Annotated in this window: 15 protein-coding genes and 1 pseudogene; 12 read left to right on the top strand and 4 right to left on the bottom strand. The window is 67.1% G+C overall.

All coding sequences use genetic code 11. The annotated features are described in order from the left end of the window. Positions 1–35: 35 nt before the first annotated feature. On the bottom strand, positions 36–821 hold the full coding sequence (locus tag EV691_RS08135) for an oxygen-binding di-iron domain-containing protein (RefSeq protein WP_131302472.1): 786 nt from the start codon (positions 819–821) through the stop codon (positions 36–38). 274 nt (positions 822–1095) lie between these two features. Between EV691_RS08135 and olsB the strand changes: the two genes are divergently transcribed. Next, positions 1096–1854 (top strand): L-ornithine N(alpha)-acyltransferase, encoded by a 759-nt coding sequence (gene olsB / locus EV691_RS08130; protein WP_039802801.1) that lies wholly within the window; start codon positions 1096–1098, stop codon positions 1852–1854. 73 nt (positions 1855–1927) lie between these two features. Beyond that, on the top strand, positions 1928–2698 hold the full coding sequence (locus EV691_RS08125) for a lysophospholipid acyltransferase family protein (RefSeq protein ID WP_039802800.1): 771 nt from the start codon (positions 1928–1930) through the stop codon (positions 2696–2698). Positions 2699–2702: 4 nt separating this feature from the next. On the opposite strand, the gene EV691_RS08120 is transcribed toward EV691_RS08125, so the two are convergent. Next, the gene (locus EV691_RS08120; protein WP_039802799.1) at positions 2703–3284 is read right to left on the bottom strand and encodes an acyl carrier protein phosphodiesterase; all 582 of its coding nucleotides are present in this window, start codon (positions 3282–3284) and stop codon (positions 2703–2705) included. Positions 3285–3404: 120 nt separating this feature from the next. On the opposite strand from EV691_RS08120, the gene EV691_RS08115 reads away from it, so the two are divergent. Together EV691_RS08115 and EV691_RS08110 are read left to right on the top strand one after the other, a co-directional pair. Beyond that, positions 3405–3707: an ArsR/SmtB family transcription factor gene (locus EV691_RS08115; protein ID WP_089168834.1), complete on the top strand. Its 303-nt coding sequence runs from the start codon at positions 3405–3407 to the stop codon at positions 3705–3707. Between the two features lie 83 nt (positions 3708–3790). Further along, entirely contained in the window at positions 3791–4840 is a 1050-nt protein-coding gene (locus tag EV691_RS08110) for an alkene reductase (protein ID WP_131302475.1), read from the top strand. Between the two features lie 56 nt (positions 4841–4896). On the opposite strand, the gene EV691_RS08105 is transcribed toward EV691_RS08110, so the two are convergent. Then, complete coding sequence (locus EV691_RS08105) at positions 4897–5808, bottom strand: ATPase (RefSeq protein WP_131302478.1); 912 nt, start codon at positions 5806–5808, stop codon at positions 4897–4899. Positions 5809–6056: 248 nt separating this feature from the next. Here EV691_RS08105 and sodB point away from each other — a divergent pair, with 248 nt between their 5' ends. From sodB to EV691_RS08065, 8 genes are all read left to right on the top strand, one after another. Continuing rightward, positions 6057–6638 (top strand): superoxide dismutase [Fe], encoded by a 582-nt coding sequence (sodB, locus tag EV691_RS08100; RefSeq protein ID WP_039802791.1) that lies wholly within the window; start codon positions 6057–6059, stop codon positions 6636–6638. Positions 6639–6791: 153 nt separating this feature from the next. After that, positions 6792–8846, top strand: a complete 2055-nt coding sequence (locus tag EV691_RS08095; RefSeq protein ID WP_165496630.1) for a putative bifunctional diguanylate cyclase/phosphodiesterase — start codon at positions 6792–6794, stop codon at positions 8844–8846. A gap of 119 nt (positions 8847–8965) precedes the next feature. Beyond that, entirely contained in the window at positions 8966–10291 is a 1326-nt protein-coding gene (locus tag EV691_RS08090; protein WP_131302492.1) for an imelysin family protein, read from the top strand. Between the two features lie 56 nt (positions 10292–10347). After that, entirely contained in the window at positions 10348–11766 is a 1419-nt protein-coding gene (locus EV691_RS08085; protein WP_131302495.1) for a di-heme oxidoreductase family protein, read from the top strand. A gap of 15 nt (positions 11767–11781) precedes the next feature. Then, positions 11782–12846, top strand: a complete 1065-nt coding sequence (locus EV691_RS08080; RefSeq protein ID WP_131302498.1) for an imelysin family protein — start codon at positions 11782–11784, stop codon at positions 12844–12846. A gap of 7 nt (positions 12847–12853) precedes the next feature. After that, complete coding sequence (locus tag EV691_RS08075) at positions 12854–13948, top strand: DUF1513 domain-containing protein (protein ID WP_131302501.1); 1095 nt, start codon at positions 12854–12856, stop codon at positions 13946–13948. A gap of 184 nt (positions 13949–14132) precedes the next feature. Beyond that, the gene (locus EV691_RS08070; protein ID WP_131302504.1) at positions 14133–15788 is read left to right on the top strand and encodes a ShlB/FhaC/HecB family hemolysin secretion/activation protein; all 1656 of its coding nucleotides are present in this window, start codon (positions 14133–14135) and stop codon (positions 15786–15788) included. A gap of 103 nt (positions 15789–15891) precedes the next feature. Further along, on the top strand, positions 15892–20205 hold the full coding sequence (locus tag EV691_RS08065) for a two-partner secretion domain-containing protein (RefSeq protein ID WP_131302507.1): 4314 nt from the start codon (positions 15892–15894) through the stop codon (positions 20203–20205). Positions 20206–20420: 215 nt separating this feature from the next. Here the strand turns inward: EV691_RS08065 and EV691_RS08060 are convergent. Then, a pseudogene (locus tag EV691_RS08060) lies at positions 20421–20690 on the bottom strand (IS1595 family transposase); the annotation flags it as partial.

Here is a 20690-nt window from a genome sequence, read left to right as displayed (position 1 = left end):
ACGAAATGGACACGGCCCGGCCGGGGGTGAACGGCCTATTTCGGCAGTTGGTAGTCGTCCGGCCCGAGGAGGTCGATACCGCACTCCAGATGCTCGACCCAGTTGAGGAAGGCGTCGATCATCTCCTTGCCGACGAAGGGGCGGCCATGCTGCGGCACGATCATATCCACCTTCATGTTGCGCACCATGCCCACCCACAGCCGGCAGACCTTGTTGCTGGCCATGTAGCGGCGATGGAAGGCATCCATGTGCGGGATATGGCTGGCGAAATCGCGCACCGGGGTGGCGTCGTCCACCAGCGAGGCGCCCATGTCGCCGGAGAAGAGGATGCGGCTCACCGGGTCGTACAGCTGGAAGTTGCCCACCGAGTGCAGGAAGTGCGCCGGCACCGCCTTCAGCTGGCAGCGACCGAGAGCGATCGAGTCGCCACGGTCCGGCAGGGCGATGATCCGGTCGTAGGTGGAGATGCCATGGCTCATGGCCAGGTAGTTGGCGGTCAGGTGCGGCAGGAAGCGCGCCCACAGCTTCGAGCAGAGCACCTTGGCCTTGGTGTGCAGCAGCCACTTGCCCAGCGAGGAGATGATGTCCGGGTCCTGGTGCGAGGCGAAGATGTAGGTCAGCTCCTGCAGCGAGATGCGCTTCGACAGCTCCAGCGACAGCGGCGTGTAGGTCAGATCGCCGCCCGGATCGAGCAGCAGGTACTGGCCGTGGTCGGTGATCAGGAACTGGTTGGTCTGTACGCCCTCGCCCCTGACCAGATCATCGAAAAGCAGGCATTGATGGGTGCCGTTGTCGAACAGCACATGGGGTTCGCGTCGCATGGAAACCTCGCTGGATGCAGAGGCTCGCCAAAATACTCCGCAGTGCCCCTTGGCTTAGTGACGCAAATCAACCCGTTTCCTGCGGCCATTTCCAGGTAGCGCAGCCTGTCACGCAAGGATCACCCAAACGTCACGGACGTGACACCGCCCCCGCCTAGCTTGAGCGTACCCGACCAAGTCGATCCGACCCCACAACGACAGCAGCCGGTCAGGACGCGCCGCCGCCGCGGGGCGCGTCCTGCCGAAGCGCATCAGGCGGCTCACGGAGACCCCTATGACCCACGGTGCCCTCACCTCCGAACGCAAGACCCCAGAACGCCGGTTGCGCGCCGAACGCTTGCTCGGCGCGCATGCCCTGCGCGAGGCCCAGGCCCTGCGCTTTCGCGTGTTCAGCACGGAATTCGACGCCAAGCTCAAGGGCGCCGAACTGGGGCTGGACATGGACGACTACGATCCGCACTGCAGCCACATCGGCGTGCGCGACCTCGCCAGCGGCGAGCTGGTCGCCACCACCCGGCTGCTCGACCACCGGGCCGCCGCCGGCCTCGGACGCTTCTACAGCGAAGAGGAATTCAGCCTCCATGGTCTGGCCCGCCTGCAGGGCCCGCTGCTGGAGATCGGCCGCACCTGCGTCGCCCCCGGCTATCGCAACGGCGCCACCATCGCCGTGCTCTGGAGCGAGCTGGCCGAGGTGCTCAACGAGGGCGGCTACCGCTATCTGATGGGCTGCGCCAGCATCCCCATGAAGGATGGCGGCATCCAGGCCCAGGCGGTCATGCAGCGCCTGCGCGAACGCCACCTGTGCACCGCGCAGCTGCGCGCCGAACCCAGGACCCCGCTGCCGCGCCTCGAACTGCCCGGCAACGTCACCGCCGAACTGCCACCGCTGCTCAAGGCCTACATGCGCCTGGGCGCCAAGGTCTGCGGCGAACCCTGCTGGGACCAGGACTTCCAGGTGGCCGATGTGTTCATCCTGCTCAAGCGCGACGAGCTGTGCCCCCGCTACGCCCGTCATTTCAAGGCCGCCGTCTGACCCATATCCCGTGTGACGGACAGGACGCCCGGAGCGGCGCCCTGTCCGTCATTGTCCTGCCTTGCGAGAACCCATGAAGAAACTCCGCTTCTACAGCCGCCTCCTCCGCCTGCTGGCGGTGCTCGCCCTCGGCCTGGCCATGGCCGGCTGGGTCAGCCTGCTGGAACGCTTCAGGCGCAACGAGCTGATGGCCCTGCGCCAACGCCTGACCCGCCGCTTCCTCGCCCAGCTGGCCGCCGCCCTGCCCTTTCGCCTGAGCCTGCACGGCCAGTTGCCCGAGCGGCCCATGCTGTGGGTCGGCAACCATGTCTCCTGGACCGACATCCCCCTGCTCGGCGGGCTCGTCCCGCTGTCCTTCCTGTCCAAGTCCGAGGTGCGCAGCTGGCCGCTGGCCGGCTGGCTGGCGCACAAGGCCGGAACGCTGTTCATCCGCCGCGGCGCGGGCGACAGCGGCCTGGTCAGGAGCCAGCTGCTGCGCCACCTACAGCACGGCCACGACCTGTTGATCTTCCCCGAGGGCACCACCACCGACGGGCGCAGCCTGCGCAGCTTCCACAGTCGCCTGCTGGCCAGCGCGGTGGAGGCGCAGGTGCCGGTGCAGCCGGTAGCGATCCGCTACCTGCGCGACGGGGCAGTCGACCCGGTCGCCCCCTTCATCGGCGACGACGATCTGCTTTCGCACCTGCTGCGCCTGCTGCGCAGCGAATGCAGCGAGGTGGAAATCCACCTGCTGCCGCCGCTGGACAGCCAGGGCCTCAGCCGCACCGAACTGAGCCGCCAGGCACACACGGCGATCGCCGAGCGCCTGTTCGGCAGCCCCGCAGCCTTGCCGGTCGCCGCCTGAAGGATCAGGACTCGCCCCGTTGCGTCAGGGCGAACTCCTGCAACTGCGGATAGAAGACCCGGAAGTCGTCGCTCAGCGGCCGATAGAGCTGCTCCAGCTCGTCCAGCGCGCCGGCCAGCCCTTCCGGGCGCGACAGGCGCCGCTGCATGCCCAGCAGCACCCGCTCCAGCACGGCGAAGTCGCGGTAGCTGCCCAGCCAGTCCTGCTGCGCCATGCGCGGCGCCAGCCCGGCCAGCCGGCCGGGCAGCTGCGCCTCGCCGGCGAGCAGCGCGTAGACCCGCGCGGTGAAGGCCGGCAGCGGCTCCTGCGCATAGTCGCTCCAGTGGCAAGCCAGGCAGTGGTCGAAGAACACGTCCAGGAGGATGCCGGCATAGCGGCGTCGCGCCTCGGGAAAGCGCGCCCGGGCCTGGCACACCCGCGGATGGCTGTCGGTGAAGGCATCGATGCGCCGGTGCAGGCGGATGGCGGCCTCGATATCCGCGGGCCAGCGCCCCTGCAGCGGGCCCTTGACGAAATCGCCGTAGAGGCTGCCGAGCAGGTCGGCCGGTTGCGGGCCGCCCAGATGGAGATGGGCCAAGTAGTTCATGGCGGAAGTCTAGCCCGGATCGCCGGCCGGCACGACGACAGCCACGCGCCAGCATTGCTATATCGCGATATGACAATATAAGATTCGTCCCAACACGATTCACCCTGGCAGGACCATTCCATGCCCAACGACTTCGACGAGATCTACAAGGCCCTGGCGCACCCCGTGCGCCGGCAGATCCTGCAGTGGCTGAAGGAGCCCGAGCGCTACTTCCCCAACCAGGAGCACTCCCTGGAACTCGGCGTCTGCGCCGGCCAGATCGACCAGCGCACCGGGCTGTCCCAGTCCACCGTCTCGGCCCACCTGGCGACCCTGCAGCGCGCCGGGCTGGTCAGCGTGCGCAAGGTCGGCCAGTGGTGTTTCTTCAAGCGCAACGAAGCAGCTATCCAGACCTTTCTCGAACAGCTTCACGACGCGCTGTAAGCACGCGCCTTGCCCACCTCTGCCGAAGGTGCAGCCTGACCGACGGCCCCGACCATCCGATCGAACCCCTGAGAGGACCATCCATGAGCACACTCTTCGAGCCGATCAAGATCGGCGACCTCGAACTGCCCAACCGTATCGTCATGGCCCCGCTGACCCGCTGCCGCGCCGAGCCCGGCCGCGTGCCGGGCGCGCTGATGGCCGAGTACTACGTGCAGCGCGCCAGCGCCGGCCTGATCATCAGTGAAGCCACCTCGGTCTGTCCGATGGGTGTCGGCTATCCCGACACGCCCGGCATCTGGTCGCAAGAGCAGGTCGCCGGCTGGAGGAACGTCACCCAGGCGGTGCATGCCGCTGGCGGACGCATCGTCCTGCAGCTCTGGCACGTCGGACGGATCTCCGATCCGCTCTACCTGAACGGCGAACTGCCGGTGGCGCCGAGCGCCATCCAGCCCAAGGGCCATGTCAGCCTGATCCGCCCGATGAAGGCCTTCGAGACCCCGCGCGCCCTGGAAACCGCCGAGATCGCCGGCATCGTCGAGGCCTACCGCAAAGGCGCCGAAAATGCCAAGGCCGCCGGCTTCGACGGCGTGGAAATCCACGGCGCCAACGGCTACCTGCTCGACCAGTTCCTGCAGGACAGCACCAACCAGCGCGCCGACCAGTACGGCGGCAGCCTGGAAAACCGCGCCCGCCTGCTGCTGGAAGTGACCGATGCAGCCGTTTCCGTATGGGGTGCCGGGCGAGTCGGCGTGCATCTGGCGCCACGTGCCGACCTGCACGACATGGGCGACGCCAACCGTGCTGAAACCTTCGGCTACGTGGCCCGCGAGCTGGGCAGGCGCGGCATCGCCTTTCTCTGCACCCGCGAGAAGGAAGACGCCGACAGCCTGACGCCGCAGCTCAAGCAGGCCTTCGGCGGCGTGGTGATCGCCAACGAGCGCTTCACGAGGGAACAGGCCAACCGCTGGCTGGCCGAGGGCAAGGCCGATGCCGTGGCCTTCGGCATTCCCTTCATCGCCAACCCCGACCTGCCCGCACGCCTGGCAACCGACGCGCCGCTCAACGAGGCGCATCCGGACACCTTCTACGGCTCGGGCCCGCAGGGCTACCTGGACTATCCGATCCTGTAAGCCCAACCCACCGCCCGGTTCGGTCCGCCGGCCAGACCGGGCCAGCCGGTGCCGATTCAGCGCCCGTGAAGTTGTTGCTGCAGGCTGCGCATCTGGCTCTGCAGGGCGGTGAAGCTGCGCGTGGTCTGCGCGCGGAAGGCGTCGAACTCGGCGGTATCGGCGACGCCGCTGCGCGGGGTCGGCCGGTTGTCCAGTTCGCTGCGCAGCACCAGCAGTTCCTGCTCGAGACGGCCGATGGCCGGCGCCGGATCGCTGCGCTTCTTCAGCGCCGCCATCTCCCCATCCAGACCATTCAAGCGTGCGCCCAACCGTTGCTCCTGCCCGGCCTGCTGCTCCTTCAGCGCCGCCACCTCCCCGGCGAGACCGCCCAGCCGTTCGGCCAGCCGCTGCTCCTGGTCGGTCTGCTGGCTCTTCAACGCCGCCTGCTCGCCGACGAGCGCCTGCAGCCGCTCGTCGAGCTGGCGCAGCCGGCCGTCCAGCTGGGCTACCAGCTCCACAGCCAGCCCCTGCTGCTTCTGCAGGTCTCCGGCCAACTGCCCGAGGCGCAGATCCTGCTCCTCCTGGCGGGCCTGCAGCGCCTGCTGGCGCTTGTCCTGCTCGGCCAGACGGCCCTCCAGCTGGCGTATCTGCAGCTTCAGGCTCTCGCTGCCGGTGGTCGCACTGGACTCGGCGGCCACCACCTTGCCGCTGATGTTCTGGATGCGCAGCGCCGCATCCTCGCTGATCCGCGCGAAGCTTTCCTGGGTCGCCACCAGCTGCTGCTCCATCAGCGCGAGGCGCTGCTGGCTCCACCAGCCGAGCCCGCCCAGGGCGAGGGCCAGCGCAACGACCAGCGCCCAGAGGAAACCGTTGCCGGCCCGGCGTGCCGGCGGCGCCTCGTCGGGCGCGGCATGGCGCGAATCCAGGCCGCGAACCTCCGTTCGCAGGCTGGGGATATGCTCCACTTCATCGAAGGAATCGTTGCGCATGGGAATCTTCGCAAAGGCACGGCCGAGAGGTCCTGCAGTATAGCGATTCGGGCCGCCGGCCGGGTTGTCGGCCCTGCGGCAACGGGGCTCTAGCATGGGCTTTCCCACACGCATGCTGCGTGGATATGTCGCAACCCCGGTGCTATGATCCTTGGCCTACGGCGCCTCGCGCCCCGCTCCAAGCAGCACCCGAACCGGTCGCGCCCATGCCGCGTGTCCCACGACCTGATGAAGATGGAGAGTTGATCATGGCTTTTGAACTGCCGCCGCTGCCTTACGAGAAAAACGCCCTCGAGCCGTACATTTCCGCCGAGACCCTGGAATACCACTACGGCAAGCACCACAACACCTACGTGGTGAACCTGAACAACCTGATCCCGGGCACCGAGTTCGAAGGCAAGAGCCTGGAAGACATCGTCAAGACCTCCTCCGGCGGCATCTTCAACAACGCCGCCCAGGTGTGGAACCACACCTTCTACTGGAACGGCATGAAGCCCAATGGTGGCGGTCAGCCGACCGGCGCCCTGGCCGACGCCATCAACGCCGCCTTCGGCTCCTTCGACAAGTTCAAGGAAGAGTTCACCAAGACCGCCATCGGCACCTTCGGCTCCGGCTGGGCCTGGCTGGTGAAGAAGGCCGACGGCTCCCTGGCCCTGGCCAGCACCATCGGCGCCGGCTGCCCGCTGACCAGCGGCGACACCCCGCTGCTGACCTGCGACGTCTGGGAACACGCCTACTACATCGACTACCGCAACCTGCGTCCGAAGTACGTCGAGGCGTTCTGGAGCCTGGTCAACTGGGACTTCGTGGCCGCCAACTACGCCGCCTGATTTCCCCGCTTGCCGCAGAAAACCCGACTCCGGTCGGGTTTTCTCGTTTCTGGTAGCGAAAAAACTCTTTTGCACTGCAAAACAAGCAGTTTTTGACGTCTACTCGAGGCGTGCCAATACTTGACCGAGGCGGTACTCCACCAGGACCCTCATGTGAAGCCGGCCCCGCGCAACAGCCTGTCCCTGAAACTGCTCCGTGTGGTATTGCTCTGCGCCCTTCTGCTCGGACTGCTGTTTAGCTGTGCCCAGATCGCCTTCGAGCTGCAGAAGACCCGCCAGCAGATCGACCACGAGGCGCAACAGATCCTCGCCATGTTCCGCATGCCCGCGTCCCAGGCGCTCGACAACCTGGACCGGGAGCTGGGCCTGCAGGTCGTCGAAGGCCTGCTGCATCACGAGTCCGTCGCCTCGACCAGCATCGTCCTGCCCTCCGGTGCGCCCCTGGCCGAACGCTCCCGCGAACCGCCGGTCTTCACTGGCCACGTCCTGACCGATGCGCTGCTCGGCCGCGAGCAACACTTCGCCCTTCCGCTGCTCGGCCGCCCCCCCGACAACGCTCACCACGGCGACCTGCACATCAGCCTGGACACCACCGCCTATGGCCACGACTTCCTGGCCCGCGCGCAGGTCATCTTTCTCTCCGGCCTGCTGCACGCCCTGGTCCTGGCCCTGCTGCTCTACCTGATCTACCAGCGGCTGCTGAGCAGACCACTGGACCGGATCATCGCCAACCTCGCGCAGATCGACCCGGAACACCCCGGTGCCCGGCAACTACCGATGCTCGAGGGCCACGAGCAGAACGAGCTGGGGCTGTGGATCCGCACCGCCAACCAGCTGCTCGCCTCCATCGAGCGCAACACCCGCCTGCGCCACGAGGCGGAATACAGCCTGCAGCGCATGGCCTACTACGACGTACTCACCGGCCTGCCCAACCGCCAGCACCTGCTGCGCCTGCTCGGCCAGCTCCTGGTCGATGCGCGCCGCCACCAGCGGCGCGTCGCCGTGCTATGCGTCGGCCTGGACGACTTCAAGTCGATCAACGAGCAGTTCTGCTACCGGAGCGGCGACGAGCTGCTGCTGGCCCTGGCCGACCGCCTGCGCAGTCACGACACCGCTCCCGGCGCCCTGGCGCGCCTGGGCGGCGACCGTTTCGTGCTGGTCCGCGCCGATATCGAGGAGCCCTACATGGCCGCCGAGCTGGCCCAGGCCATCCTCGACGATCTGGAGGCGCCCTTCCATCTGGAACAGCAGGAGGCCCAGCTGCATGCCAGCATCGGCATCACTCTCTATCCCGAGGACGGCCGCTCCCCCGAGAAGCTGCTGCAGAAGGCCGAACAGACCATGACCCTGGCCAAGCGCTCGTACAGCCGCTACCAGTTCTACATCGCCAGCGTCGACCGCGAGATGCGCCACCGCCGCGAGCTGGAAAAGGACCTGCGCGAAGCCCTGGCACGCGACGAGCTGCAACTGCTCTACCAGCCGCAGCTGAACTACCGGAACCTGCGGGTGGAAGGGGTCGAGGCCCTGCTGCGCTGGCGCCATCCGCGCCATGGCCTGGTGCCGCCGGACCAGTTCGTGCTGCTCGCCGAACACAGCGGCAGCATCATTCCCATCGGCGAGTGGGTGCTCGACCAGGCCTGCCGGCAGCTGCGCGAGTGGCATGACCAGGGCTTCGGCGAACTGCACATGGCGGTCAACCTGTCCGCCGTGCAACTGCGCCACGACGGCCTGCCGCGGCTGATCGACCGGCTGCTGCGCACCTACCGGCTGCCGGCCGGCAGCCTGGAGCTGGAGGTCACCGAAACCAGCCTGATGGAGGACATCCAGGTCGCCGCCCGGCACCTGCGCAGCCTGCGCCGCTGCGGCGCGCGGATCGCCATTGACGATTTCGGCACCGGCTACTCCTCGCTGAGCTACCTGAAGAGCCTGCCGCTGGACAAGATCAAGATCGACAAGAGCTTCGTCCTGGACCTGCTCAACGACGAGGATCACGACGCCGGCACCATCGTCCGCACCATCATCCAGCTGGCCCGCAGCCTGGGCAAGCAGGTGACCGCCGAAGGCGTGGAAACCGTCGCGCAGGAGGCCTACCTGATCAGCCAGGACTGCCACGAGGGACAGGGCTACCTGTACAGCAAGCCGCTGCCGGCGGCGGAACTGGCGGCTTTCATCCGCCAGGCACAGCTCCGCCAGGCGCCCGTCAGCTGATGCTCGCCCGTTAGACCGCTGCGATCGGCCATCGGTCCACTTTTCAAAAATGCAAATCCTTCGCATTATAGTCGCAACGCGCATCGCGCCCCGCCGACCCCGCCGCAAGGACTTCCGCCATGCCCCGCACTTCCCTGGCCGCCGCCAGCCTGCTCGCCGTCGCCATCTCGCTCGCCGGCTGCGACGACAAAAAGGAATCCGCCTCCAGCCAGGCCGTCGCCCCGGCAGCCACTGCTCCCGCCGCCACAGCGCAGGCCGACGAGGCAGCCGCCAAGGCGGTGGTCAGGCATTACGCCGATCTGGCGCTGGCCGTGTTCGGCGATGCCCTGAGCAGCGCCAAGGCCCTGCAGCAGGCGGTCGACGCCCTGCTCGCCAAGCCGGACGCCGACACCCTGCAGGCCGCCCGCGCAGCCTGGATTGCGGCGCGCGTGCCCTACATGCAGAGCGAGGTGTTCCGCTTCGGCAACCCGGTGGTGGACGAATGGGAAGGCCAGCTCAACGCCTGGCCGCTGGACGAGGGGCTGATCGACTATGTCGCCACCGACTACCAGCACGCTCTCGGCAACCCTGGCGCCAGCGCCAACATCGTCGCCAACAGCGAGATCCAGGTGGGCGAGGAGAAGGTCGATGTCGCCAGCATCACCGGCGAAACCCTGGCCAGCCTCAACGAACTGGCCGGCTCGGAGGCCAACGTCGCCACCGGCTACCACGCCATCGAGTTCCTGCTCTGGGGCCAGGACCTGAACGGCACCGCTCCCGGTGCCGGCCAGCGCCCGGCCAGCGACTATGTGGTTGGCGAGGGCTGCAGCGGCGGCCACTGCGAGCGCCGCCGCGCCTACCTCAAGGCGGCCACCGACCTGCTGGTCAGCGATCTGGAGCAGATGGTCGGCCAGTGGCAGCCCCAGGTGGCCGACAACTACCGCGCCAGCCTGGAACGGAAACCGGCCGCCAACGGCCTGCGCAAGATGCTCTTCGGCATGGGCAGCCTGTCCCTCGGCGAACTGGCCGGCGAACGCATGAAGGTGCCGCTGGAGGCCAACTCCACCGAGGACGAGCAGGACTGCTTCAGCGACAACACCCACAATGCGCACTTCTACAACGGCAAGGGCATCCGCAACGTCTACCTGGGCGAATACCGCAAGCTCGACGGCAGCCTGCTGAGCGGGCCGAGCCTGTCGTCGCTGGTCGCCAGGGCCGACGCCCAGGCCGACGCCAGCCTCAAGGCCGATCTCGACGCCAGCGAGGCCCGCCTGCAGGCGCTGGTCGACAGCGCCGCCAAAGGCCAGCACTTCGACCAGCTGATCGCCGCCGACAACGCCGCCGGCCAGCAACTGGTGCGCGAGGCCATCGCCGCACTGGTCAAGCAGACCGGCTCGATCGAGCAGGCCGCAGCCCGCCTGGGCATCGGCGACCTGAGTCCGGACAGCGCCGACCACAGCTTCTGACCCCCGCCGCTTGCCGGGCGCGGCTCACCGCCGCGCCCCTCCCTGGAACGCCGTCGATGCCGTCACCGCTTCACCGTCTTTCCCTCCTGCTGCTGGTACTCGGCCTCGGCGCCTGCGACGGACAGTCTCTCGATTTCAGCCGGGCCGAGCCCGGCGAGGCACTGTCGGCCGGCAGCGCCACCGTCCAGCGCAGCGACCGGGACGCCTTCGCCCAGCCCTCGGCCAACCTGACGCCCGAGCAGCGCATGGACTTCGCCGTCGGCAACAGCTTCTTCCGCAAGCCCTGGGTGATCGCCCCGGCCAGCACCACCGCCCGCGACGGCCTCGGCCCGCTGTTCAACACCAACGCCTGCCAGAACTGCCATATCCGCGACGGTCGCGGCCATCCGCCGGAGGCGCAGGCGGACAACGCGGTGTCCCTGCTGGTGCGCCTGTCGATCCCCGAGACGCCGGACAGTGCGCACTTCGTCGAGCGTCTCGGCGTGGTTCCCGAACCGGCCTACGGCACCCAGCTGCAGGACATGGCGGTGCCCGGCGTCACCCCGGAGGCCAGGGTGCGCCTGAGCTACGACAGCCACCGCCTGCGCTTTTCCGACGGTTTCGAAGTGGAGCTGCGCCGGCCCCGGCTGCAGCTCGACCGCCTTGGCTACGGCCCGCTGCACCCCGACACCCGCTTTTCCCTGCGCATCGCCCCGCCGATGATCGGCCTCGGCCTGCTGGAGGCGATCCCCGAGGCGGCCATCCTGGCCAACGCCGATCCCGACGACGGCGACGGCGACGGCATCTCCGGCCGCCCCAACCGGGTCCGCGACCAGGCCAGCCAGAGCACCGCCCTCGGCCGCTTCGGCTGGAAGGCCGGGCAGCCGAACCTCAGCCAGCAGAACGCCGACGCCTTCCTCAACGATCTGGGCCTTTCCACACACCTGCAGCCTGGAAGCAACTGCACGGCAAACCAGGCCGCCTGCCTGGCCAGCGCCACCGGCGGGATGCCGGAGGTCGACGACCACCTGCTCGCCCGGGTGCTGTTCTATACCCGCCACCTCGGCGTGCCGGCCCGGCGCGCCGTGGACGATCCGCAGGTACTGGCCGGCAAGGCGCTGTTCCACCGCGCCGGCTGCGCGCAGTGCCACACCCCCACCTTCGTCACCGCCCCCGACGCCGCCGAGCCGGCGCTGGCCAACCAGCAGATCCGCCCCTACAGCGACCTTCTGCTGCATGACATGGGCGACGGTCTGGCCGACAATCGTGCGGAATTCGAGGCCAGCGGCCGCGAATGGCGGACTCCGCCACTGTGGGGCCTCGGCCTGACGCAACGGGTCAGCGGCCATACCCAGCTCCTCCATGACGGCCGGGCGCGCAATCTGCTGGAAGCGATCCTCTGGCATGCTGGCGAAGCGCAAGCGGCGCGGGATCGGGTCCTGACCTTCGACGCCAGCCAGCGCGCAGCCCTCCTGGCCTTCCTGAACTCCCTCTGAAAAAGGAACCGCAGCATGTTCCGCAGCACCCCGCTCCTCCTTGCCCTGACCGGCCTCCTGCTCGGCGCCTGCACGCCCAAGGAGCCCAACCTGCAGACCAGCAACGCCCTGACCGACGGCGTGCTGCTGCCGGCCTACAGCACCTGGACCGAAGCCGACCGCCAACTGGCGGCCAGTGCCCTTTCCTTCTGCGCCGGCAACGAGGACCTGCAACAGGCGCGGCAGATCTTCCTGACCGCCCAGGCCAGATGGGCCGCCCTGCAGCCCCTGCTGCTCGGACCGCTGGCCGAAGGCAACCTGACCTGGCAGGTGCAATTCTGGCCGGACAAGAAAAACCTGGTCGCCCGTCAAGTCGAAAGCCTGCTGCAGCAGAAGCCGGAGCTGACCCAGGCCGACCTGGACCAGGCCAGCGTGGTGGTCAAGGGCCTCAGCGCCTACGAGTACCTGCTCTTTGACAAGAGCCTGGACCTCGCCGATGCCGCCCAGCGTCAGCGCTACTGCCCGCTGCTGATCGCCATCGGCAAGCACCAGCAGACCCTCTCCGCGGAAATCCTCCAGCAATGGCAAGGAGAGGCCGGCATGGCCGCGCAACTGAAGAAGTTCCCCAACAGCCGCTATGCCGAAGCCAAGGAAGCCGTTGCCGAAATCCTGCGCGCCGAAGTCAGCGCCCTCGACGGTCTGAAGAAGAAGCTCGGCACCCCGCTCGGCCGGCAGAGCAAGGGCGTGCCGCAGCCGCTGCAGGCCGAGTCCTGGCGCAGCCAGTCCACGCTGTCGAACCTCGCCGCCAGCCTGGCGACGGCCGAACGCCTGTGGCTCGGCGGCAAGCAGGACGGCATCCGCAGCCTGCTCGACGCCGATCAGGCAGAGCTTGCCCAGCGCCTCGATCAGGCCTTCGGCGACAGCCGCGGGCAGCTCGCCGCCCTGCAGCGTCCGCTCGACGAACTGCTCGCCGACAAGGCCGGGCGTGACCAGCTGAACGCCCTCTACGACAGCCTCGACCGCCTGCACCGCCTGCACGAGCGCGAGCTGGCCAAGGCGCTCGGCATCCAGCTCGGCTTCAATGCCCACGACGGCGACTGAGGCGACGATGAAACGACGCACCCTGCTCGCCGGCGGCGGCATCCTGCTCGCCGCCGCCAGCCTCGGTGGCTGGACCCTGACGTCCGGCGGCCGCCAGCCGCTGCTGCTCTCCGCCCGCAACGACGCCGATGGCCGTCACTATGCGGTCGGCTACCGGCTGGACGGCAGCCGGGCTTTCGCCACCCGGGTGGCCGAGCGCTGCCACGACGTGGTGCCGCATCCGCAGCTGCCGCTGGCACTGTTTGTCGGCCGCCGGCCGAGCCGCGAGAGCTACCTGCTCGACACCCGTGACGGCCGCCTGCTGCAGACGCTGGCAACCCCCGCCGACCGGCACTTCTACGGGCACGGCGTGTTCCATGCCGGCGGCGAATGGTTCTACAGCACCGAGAACGACACCCGCGAGCCGGGCCGCGGGGTGGTCGGAGTCTATCGCCTGCAGGCCGAGCGCCTGCAGCGCGTGGCCGAGCACCCCAGCCACGGCATCGGCCCGCACCAGCTGCTGTGGATGCCCGACGGCGAAACCTTGGTGGTGGCCAACGGCGGCATCCGCACCGAGGCCGACAGCCGCGAGAAGATGAACCTCGACGCCATGGAGCCGAGCCTGGTGCTGCTGCACCGCGACGGCCGCCTGCTCGGCAAGGAGCAGTTGCCCGAGCCGATGAACAGCGTGCGCCACCTGGCCGTGGCCAGCGACGGCACCGTGGTCAGCGGCCAGCAGTACGAGGGGGCCCCGCAGGATGCCGTGCCGCTTCTGGCGATCAAGCGTCCCGGCCAGGCCTTCCAGGCCTTCCCCCTCGGCGAGGCCCAGCGCCAGGCAATGCACCATTACACCGCCAGCGTGGCGATCCACAGCGGACTGCGCCTGCTGGCGGTGACCGCACCGCGCGGCAACCGGGTATTCGTCTGGGACCTGGACAGCGCCGCGCTGCGCCTCGATGCGCCACTGGCCGACTGCGCCGGTGTCGCCGCGGTCGCCGAAGGCTTCGTCGTCAGTTCCGGGCAGAGCCGCTGCCGGCTGTACGACTGTCGCCAGGCACAAATCGAAACCCGCCATCTGGAACTGCCGGCGGGGCTCTGGGACAACCATCTGCGCCTGGCCTGATGCCACTATCCGGCAAAGTAGGGGCTGAACGCTGGCAATTTTGCCTTGATAGACCACCTGTCAGCTCTTACTCTGAAATAGCCCGGTTTGGGCGACCCCAACCTTCAAGGATTGAAGCACGCTGTATCCGGTCCGGCCCACCAGCCCACCGGATGCCATGGCTTCTTGGAAAGGAATCCGAACGATGCGCCATCTGCGGCCGCTGTTTGCCCTGTGCACCTCCCTGCCCGTCTGTACTGTTTTCGCGGCCACGCTTCCAAACGCCGGCCGACTGATCCACGAAATCGAAACCGCACCGCTTTCCGTACCCGCTCCCCAGAGCCTCGACCTGACCCTGCCGGACAGCAGCAACGGCAAGGTGGCCGCTGGCGGCCCCACACTGTCGGTGACGGGATTTCGCCTCACTGGCAACCAGGCCATCCCGAGCAGCGAACTCCTGCCCCTGCTCGACGACCTGAAGGGCCGCAGTCTCAGCCTCGGCGAGCTGCAACAGGCCGCGCAGCGCCTGTCCGACTACTATCGCCAGCGCGGCTATCCACTCGCCCGCGCCTACCTGCCGGCCCAGGAAATCGACCAGGGCGTCGTCCAAATCGCCCTGCTCGAAGGCCGCTACGGCCAGGTCCGGCTGCAGAATGGCTCGCGCGTCAGCGACCGCGTCCTGAACGCTCCGCTCTCCCCCCTGGAAAGCGGCACGGCGGTCGAGGGCAGGGAGCTCGAACGCAGCCTCCTGCTGCTGCAGGACACGCCCGGCGTCGAGGTCAAGTCTACCCTGCGCCCCGGCACCAGCGTCGGCACCTCGGACCTGATCGTCGAGGCCCGTCCCGCACCGCTGGTGAGCGGCTCGATCGACGCGGACAATTACGGCAACCGCTACATGGGCCAGAATCGCCTGGGCCTGACCCTCAACCTGAACAGCCCGCTGGGGCTGGGCGATCAGTTGAGCCTGCGCGCCATGCGCTCCGACGAGGACCAGAACTACCAGCGCATCAGCTACCAGCTGCCGGTCGGTACGGTCGGTACCCAGGTCGGCGTGGCCTACTCCGACATGGACTATGAACTGTCCAAGGACTTCGACGAACTGGACGCCCACGGCAATGCACGCATCGCCACCGCCTTCGTGCTGCAGCCGCTGATCCGCAGCCGCGCCTTCAACCTCTACGGGCACCTGCAGTTCGAGGACAAGTTCCTCGAGGACGACATCGACCTGTTCTCCAGCCGCAGCGACAAGCGCCTGCGCAACTGGAGCGCGACCCTCAGCGGCAATGCCCAGGACAGCCTGGGCGGTGGAGGTGTCACCAGTTTCGCCCTCACCTACACCCACGGCGACCTGAACATCGACAGCGGCGACGTGGAGCGGCTGGACTCGGCCACGACCCGCACCCAGGGCACCTTCAACAAGTGGAACCCGGCCATCCTGCGCCTTCAGCGCCTGACCGACCGCCTCAGCCTCTACACCCACCTGCAGGCCCAGCTCAGCGACGGCAACCTCGACTCCGCGGAGAAGTTCTGGCTCGGCGGCCCCTATGGCGTGCGCGCCTACCCGCAGGGCGAAGCCACCGGCGATCAGGGCTGGCTGGCCAACGTCGAGCTACGCTACGCCCTGACGCCGGCCTGGCAGCTCTCCACCTTCATCGACCATGGTGAGATCCGCCTGAACGAGGATACCTGGGACGACGGCGACAACCACCGCAGCCTTTCCGGCGCCGGGGTCGGCGTCAACTGGAGCGACCATGGCTGGCGGATCAGCGCCGTTTCCGCCTGGAAACTCGGCAGCGAGCGCACCGAGAGCGATGTCAACCGCACGCCACGCGTCTGGGTACAATTAGTCCGCTACTTTTAATACCGAGCGGCACGCGCCTCATCGCCGAGTCGGCAGTACGGCCTTAGCGCACCGATCATGTCCGCAGTCGAACGTACGCCCATCGGAAGGGGACACGCCAACCATGAACAGGATCTTCAACGTCATCTGGAGCCATACGCAAAGCGCCTGGGTCGTCACCAGCGAGCACGCTGCCAAACGCGGCAAACCCGGCCGGCTGCGCCTGTCGATCATTGTCCTCTGCCTCTCGCCGCTTTCCCTGCTGGCCGCCGACCTGCCCGAGGGCGGACAGGTCGTCCTGGGTAACGGCAGAATCGGCACACCCTCGGGCAACAACCTGCAGATCCAGCAGGACAGCTCGAAAATGGCCATCAACTGGCAGAGCTTCAACATCGGCGCGGACAAGAGCGTGACCTTCCAGCAGCCGAACAGCAGCGCCATCGCCTTGAACCGGGTGATCGGCAGCGATGGCAGCGCCATCCTCGGCAAACTGGATGCGAACGGCCAAGTATTTCTGATCAACCCCAACGGCATCCTCTTCGGCCAGGGCGCCAGCGTCAACGTCGGCGGCCTGGTCGCCTCGACCCTGGACATCACCAACGAGGACTTCGAGGCCGGCAACTACCGCTTCAAGGGCAACGGCCATCATCTGGCCGACGTCAGCAACCTGGGCAGCATCACCGCCAGTGACGGCGGCGCGGTGGCCCTGCTCGGCGGCCAGGTCAGCAACGACGGGGTCATCCAGGCGAAGCTGGGCACGGTGGCCCTGGCCGCCGGCGACCAGATCACCCTCGACTTCGCCGGCGACGGCCTGCTCAATGTCCAGGTCGACCAGGCCGCCGCCGACGCCCTAGCCCGCAATGGCAACCTGATCAAGGCCGACGGCGGCACGGTGCTCATGACCGCCAGGAGCAGCGACGCCCTGCTGAAGACCGTTGTCAACAACGAAGGCGTCATCGAGGCGCAGACCCTGGGCAGCAAGAACGGCAAGATCGCCCTGCTCGGCGACATGGACCTGGGCATCGTCCAGGTCGGCGGCACCCTGGACGCCTCGGCTCCGGACGGGGGTGACGGCGGCTTCATCGAAACCAGCGGTGCCACGGTGCAGGTCGCCGACACGGCCAAGGTGACCACCAAGGCCAGCACGGGCAAGACCGGCACTTGGCTCATCGACCCGACCAACTTCACCATCGGCGCCGGCAGCTCTCCGACCGGCAGCAACATCGGTGCCGATACGCTGTCCGCCAGCCTGGCGAGCACCAATGTCGAAATAGCCACCGGCAACAGCGGCGCAGAACCCGGCGACATCAACGTCAACGCCGCCGTCAGTTGGGATGCCGGCACCACGCTGACCCTGACCGCCCACAACGACATCAACATCAATGCCGACATCACCGCCACCGGTGCCGGCTCCGGCCTGGCGCTGAACCACGGCAGCAACGCCACCTACCGCCTGCTCAACAACTCCAGCGTCACCCTTTCCGGCAGCGGCGCCAGCTTCTCCGTGAACGGCGATGCCTATACCGTGATCCAGACCCTTGCCGCCCTGCAGGGCATCGGCAGCAGCGATCTCGGCGGTCGCTACGTGCTGGGCAACGACATCGTCGCCAGTGATACCAGCACCTGGAACAGCGGCGCCGGCTTTGAGCCGATCGGCAATGGCAGCAGTCCATTCAGCGGAATCTTCGACGGGCTGGGACACACTATTTCCGGACTGACCATCGACCGGCCGACGATCGACAACGTCGGCCTGTTCGGCGCGACACAGAGCGCAAGGATACGTCAACTGGGTCTGACCGGCGTCAGCATCAATGGCCAGAACTATGTCGGCAGCCTCGTGGGCCAGGCCACCTCAGGCACCATCGAGGCCGTCTACGCCACCGGCAGCGTCAGCGGCTATCAGTACGTCGGCGGACTGGCGGGCAGCAACAGCGGCCTGATTGCCAACAGCCACAGCATCGGCGGTGTCGGCGGGGAGAGCTTCGTGGGCGGGCTGATCGGCAGCAACAGCGGCCAGCTCATCAACACCTTCGCCCTCGGCAGCGTGATCGGCACGGCGTCGAGCATCGGCGGGCTGGCGGGCTACAATTCGGGTGTGCTCATGGGCAACTTCACCGTCGGCGACACTACCGGAAACACCAATGTCGGCGGCCTGGTGGGGACCAATGACAGTGGCATCGTCGCGGGCAACTACAGCATCGGCCTGGTCAGCGGAAATACCAATGTCGGCGGCTTGGTAGGTTCCAACATCGGCGGCATCGTCGCCGCCAACTACAGCAATGCAATCGTTAGCGGCGACACCAACGTCGGCGGCCTGGTGGGACTCAACTTCGCTGGCCTGGTCGCGGGTGGCGGCTTCGGCGCCGCCACCCTCGACGAGCTGGCCAGCTTGTTCGGACTCGACAGCGGCGTTCTGCTTGCCAGCGGCTACAGCATCGGCGGCCTGCTGGAAACCGCCACCAGCTCGGGGCTGACGGAGTTCAACGACAGCACCCTTTTCGCCGGCAGCTACGGACTGGACAGCCTCGTCGGCATCAGCACCCTTGAGGATCTGCAGGCGCTCGTCGACAGCAAACTGGCTGCAATCGGCTATAGCATCGCCGACCTGGGAGGACTCGAGCTGCTGGGCGGCGCCTTCGAACGTGACAGCAGCATGCTGGGCGATTATGCGGACCTCCTTGGCAGTGTCAGCGGCAACACCAATGTCGGCGGTCTGGTGGGAGTCAACGCGAGTGGCATCGTTGCCGGCAGCCACAACTTCGGCAACGTCTATGGCTACACCAATGTGGGCGGCCTGGTTGGTTACAACAGCGGTCTGGTCATCGGCAACAGCGCCTCGGGCAGCGTCATGAGCGAAGAGGAAAACGCCGGCGGTCTGGTGGGCTACAATTCTGGCTCCGTCAAGGTCAACTATGCCACGGGCGATGTCGCTGGCAAGAGCAGGGTCGGTGGTCTGGTGGGTTACAACAGCGGCAGCATAGATACCAACTATGCTGCCGGTAATGTCACCATCGGCACTGCCTCCGGAGGCGACGCGGGTGGCTTGGTAGGGGCAAACACGGGCAGCATCGAGAACAGCTTCGCCACCGGCAATGTCTCCAGCGCCTCGTCCCGCAGTGGTGGACTGGTCGGCTCTAACGCAGGCCTAATCGCCAACACTTATGCCACCGGCAGCGTCTCCGGCAGCAGCGAAGTCGGCGCCCTGGTGGGTTACAACGACGGCTACATCGATACCAGCTATGCCATTGGCAATGTCGCCGGCACGAGCGGCAATATCGGCGCCCTGCTGGGCTACAACGGCGGCAGCATCACCAGAAGCTACTGGAATGCCACGACGGCCGGCAGCCTGCCCGGCATCGGGGGTGGAAACACCAGCGGCGCCAGCGGACTGACCGACGAGCAGATGATGCAGATGGACAGCTACGCCGGCTGGAGCATCTCCGACAGCGGCGGCAGCACTGCCGTCTGGCGGATCTACGAGGGCCATACCACTCCCTTGCTCCGCGCCTTCATGACTCCCCTGACAATTACCTCCGACAATGTCACCATCACCTATGACGGTACCGTCTGGGAAGGAGGCAGCAGTTATACGACCGGCTCGATAACTCCGAACTTTTGGCATCGATCCCCGAGGGTCAACCACAGTCTGATCTACGGCACCATCAATACCAGCCAGCCAGCACGCAATGCCGGTAGCTACGCGATCGACGGCGGCCTTTATTCCAGCCAGCTCGGTTACGACATCAGCTACGACCCCGGCACCCTGACCATCGAGAAGGCCCTGCTGATTCTGAGCGCCAGTTCGGACAGCAAGATCTACGACGGCACCACCATCTCCAGCGGTATGGTCGGAGTCAGCGGCCTCGCCACGGGCGACACGCTCACGGCGACCCAGGAATACGATTCGGCGGAAGTCGGCGAGCGTACCCTGCTGGTCAACGAAGCCGCCATCGAAGACGGCAATGGCGGAAACAATTACGAGGTGATTCGCCAAAGCGCCAGCGGCCTCATCCTTGCCGTAACAGACAATGGCGGAGGAACCGGTGGTGATGGCGGCTCGGGCGGCGATGGCGGAACCGGTGGCAATGGTGGCTCTGGCGGCAACGGCGGAACCGGTGGCGATGGTGGCTCTGGCGGAAACGGCGGAACCGGTGGCGATGGTGGCTCTGGCGGAAACGGCGGAACCGGTGGCGATGGTGGCTCTGGCGGAAACGGCGGAACTGGCAGCCAGCGCGATGACGATACTTTTGTGCGGCTATCGCCCGCCTACCTCGCCAGCCTGGCCACCAAGGAGCCCTGCAGAACAGCGGACCAGCAGTTAGACGTACGCCAGCGTTACCGCTGCCCCGTCGTCAAAGTCAGCCAAGACCAGGCGGCAATCGAGGCGGCTCCCTATGCGATCGAAGATGGAGGCCTACGTCTGCCGGAAGGAATCTGACCGATGCAAGGCGGCCGGCCATCCTGGCCGGCCGCCCCTTGGCAATCTCGACGATGCCATTCACTCAGGCTGAACCGCCTGCCCCAACGACCTCCAGAAGCTGAACCAACCGAGCGGCCAGTCAACCACTCTTTCCCCGTCCATCCGAGCTCACGGCAGCTGACGAGCCGGCCCTCGCCATGGCTTGGCAATGAGCTGGACAGCATTCTATTTGGCTATGTCTGAGTTAGTTGTTGCATAGCTACTCGCCCTAGCGCCTCCCTCAAGCAAATCAATGGATTGAGCTGCGTCTTGTAGCGTTCGAGCAGGCGGCGCCATCCCAGGTAATGGGTCAGATACTTGGTGGCCACCCCATGAAAGGGAATCATCCAGCTCTTCAGTCGGCTGTCGTAGGCGTTCACGTTCTGGATGTGAAAAGGCCCATCGACCCTGCGCTTCTGGCTCGGATTGACCGGCTGATGGGTGATGCCTTCTGCCTTGGCAAA

The sequence above is a fragment of the Azotobacter chroococcum genome (genome assembly GCF_004339665.1).
Lineage (GTDB): Bacteria > Pseudomonadota > Gammaproteobacteria > Pseudomonadales > Pseudomonadaceae > Azotobacter > Azotobacter chroococcum.
This window is presented reverse-complemented; position numbering and strand designations above follow the sequence as displayed.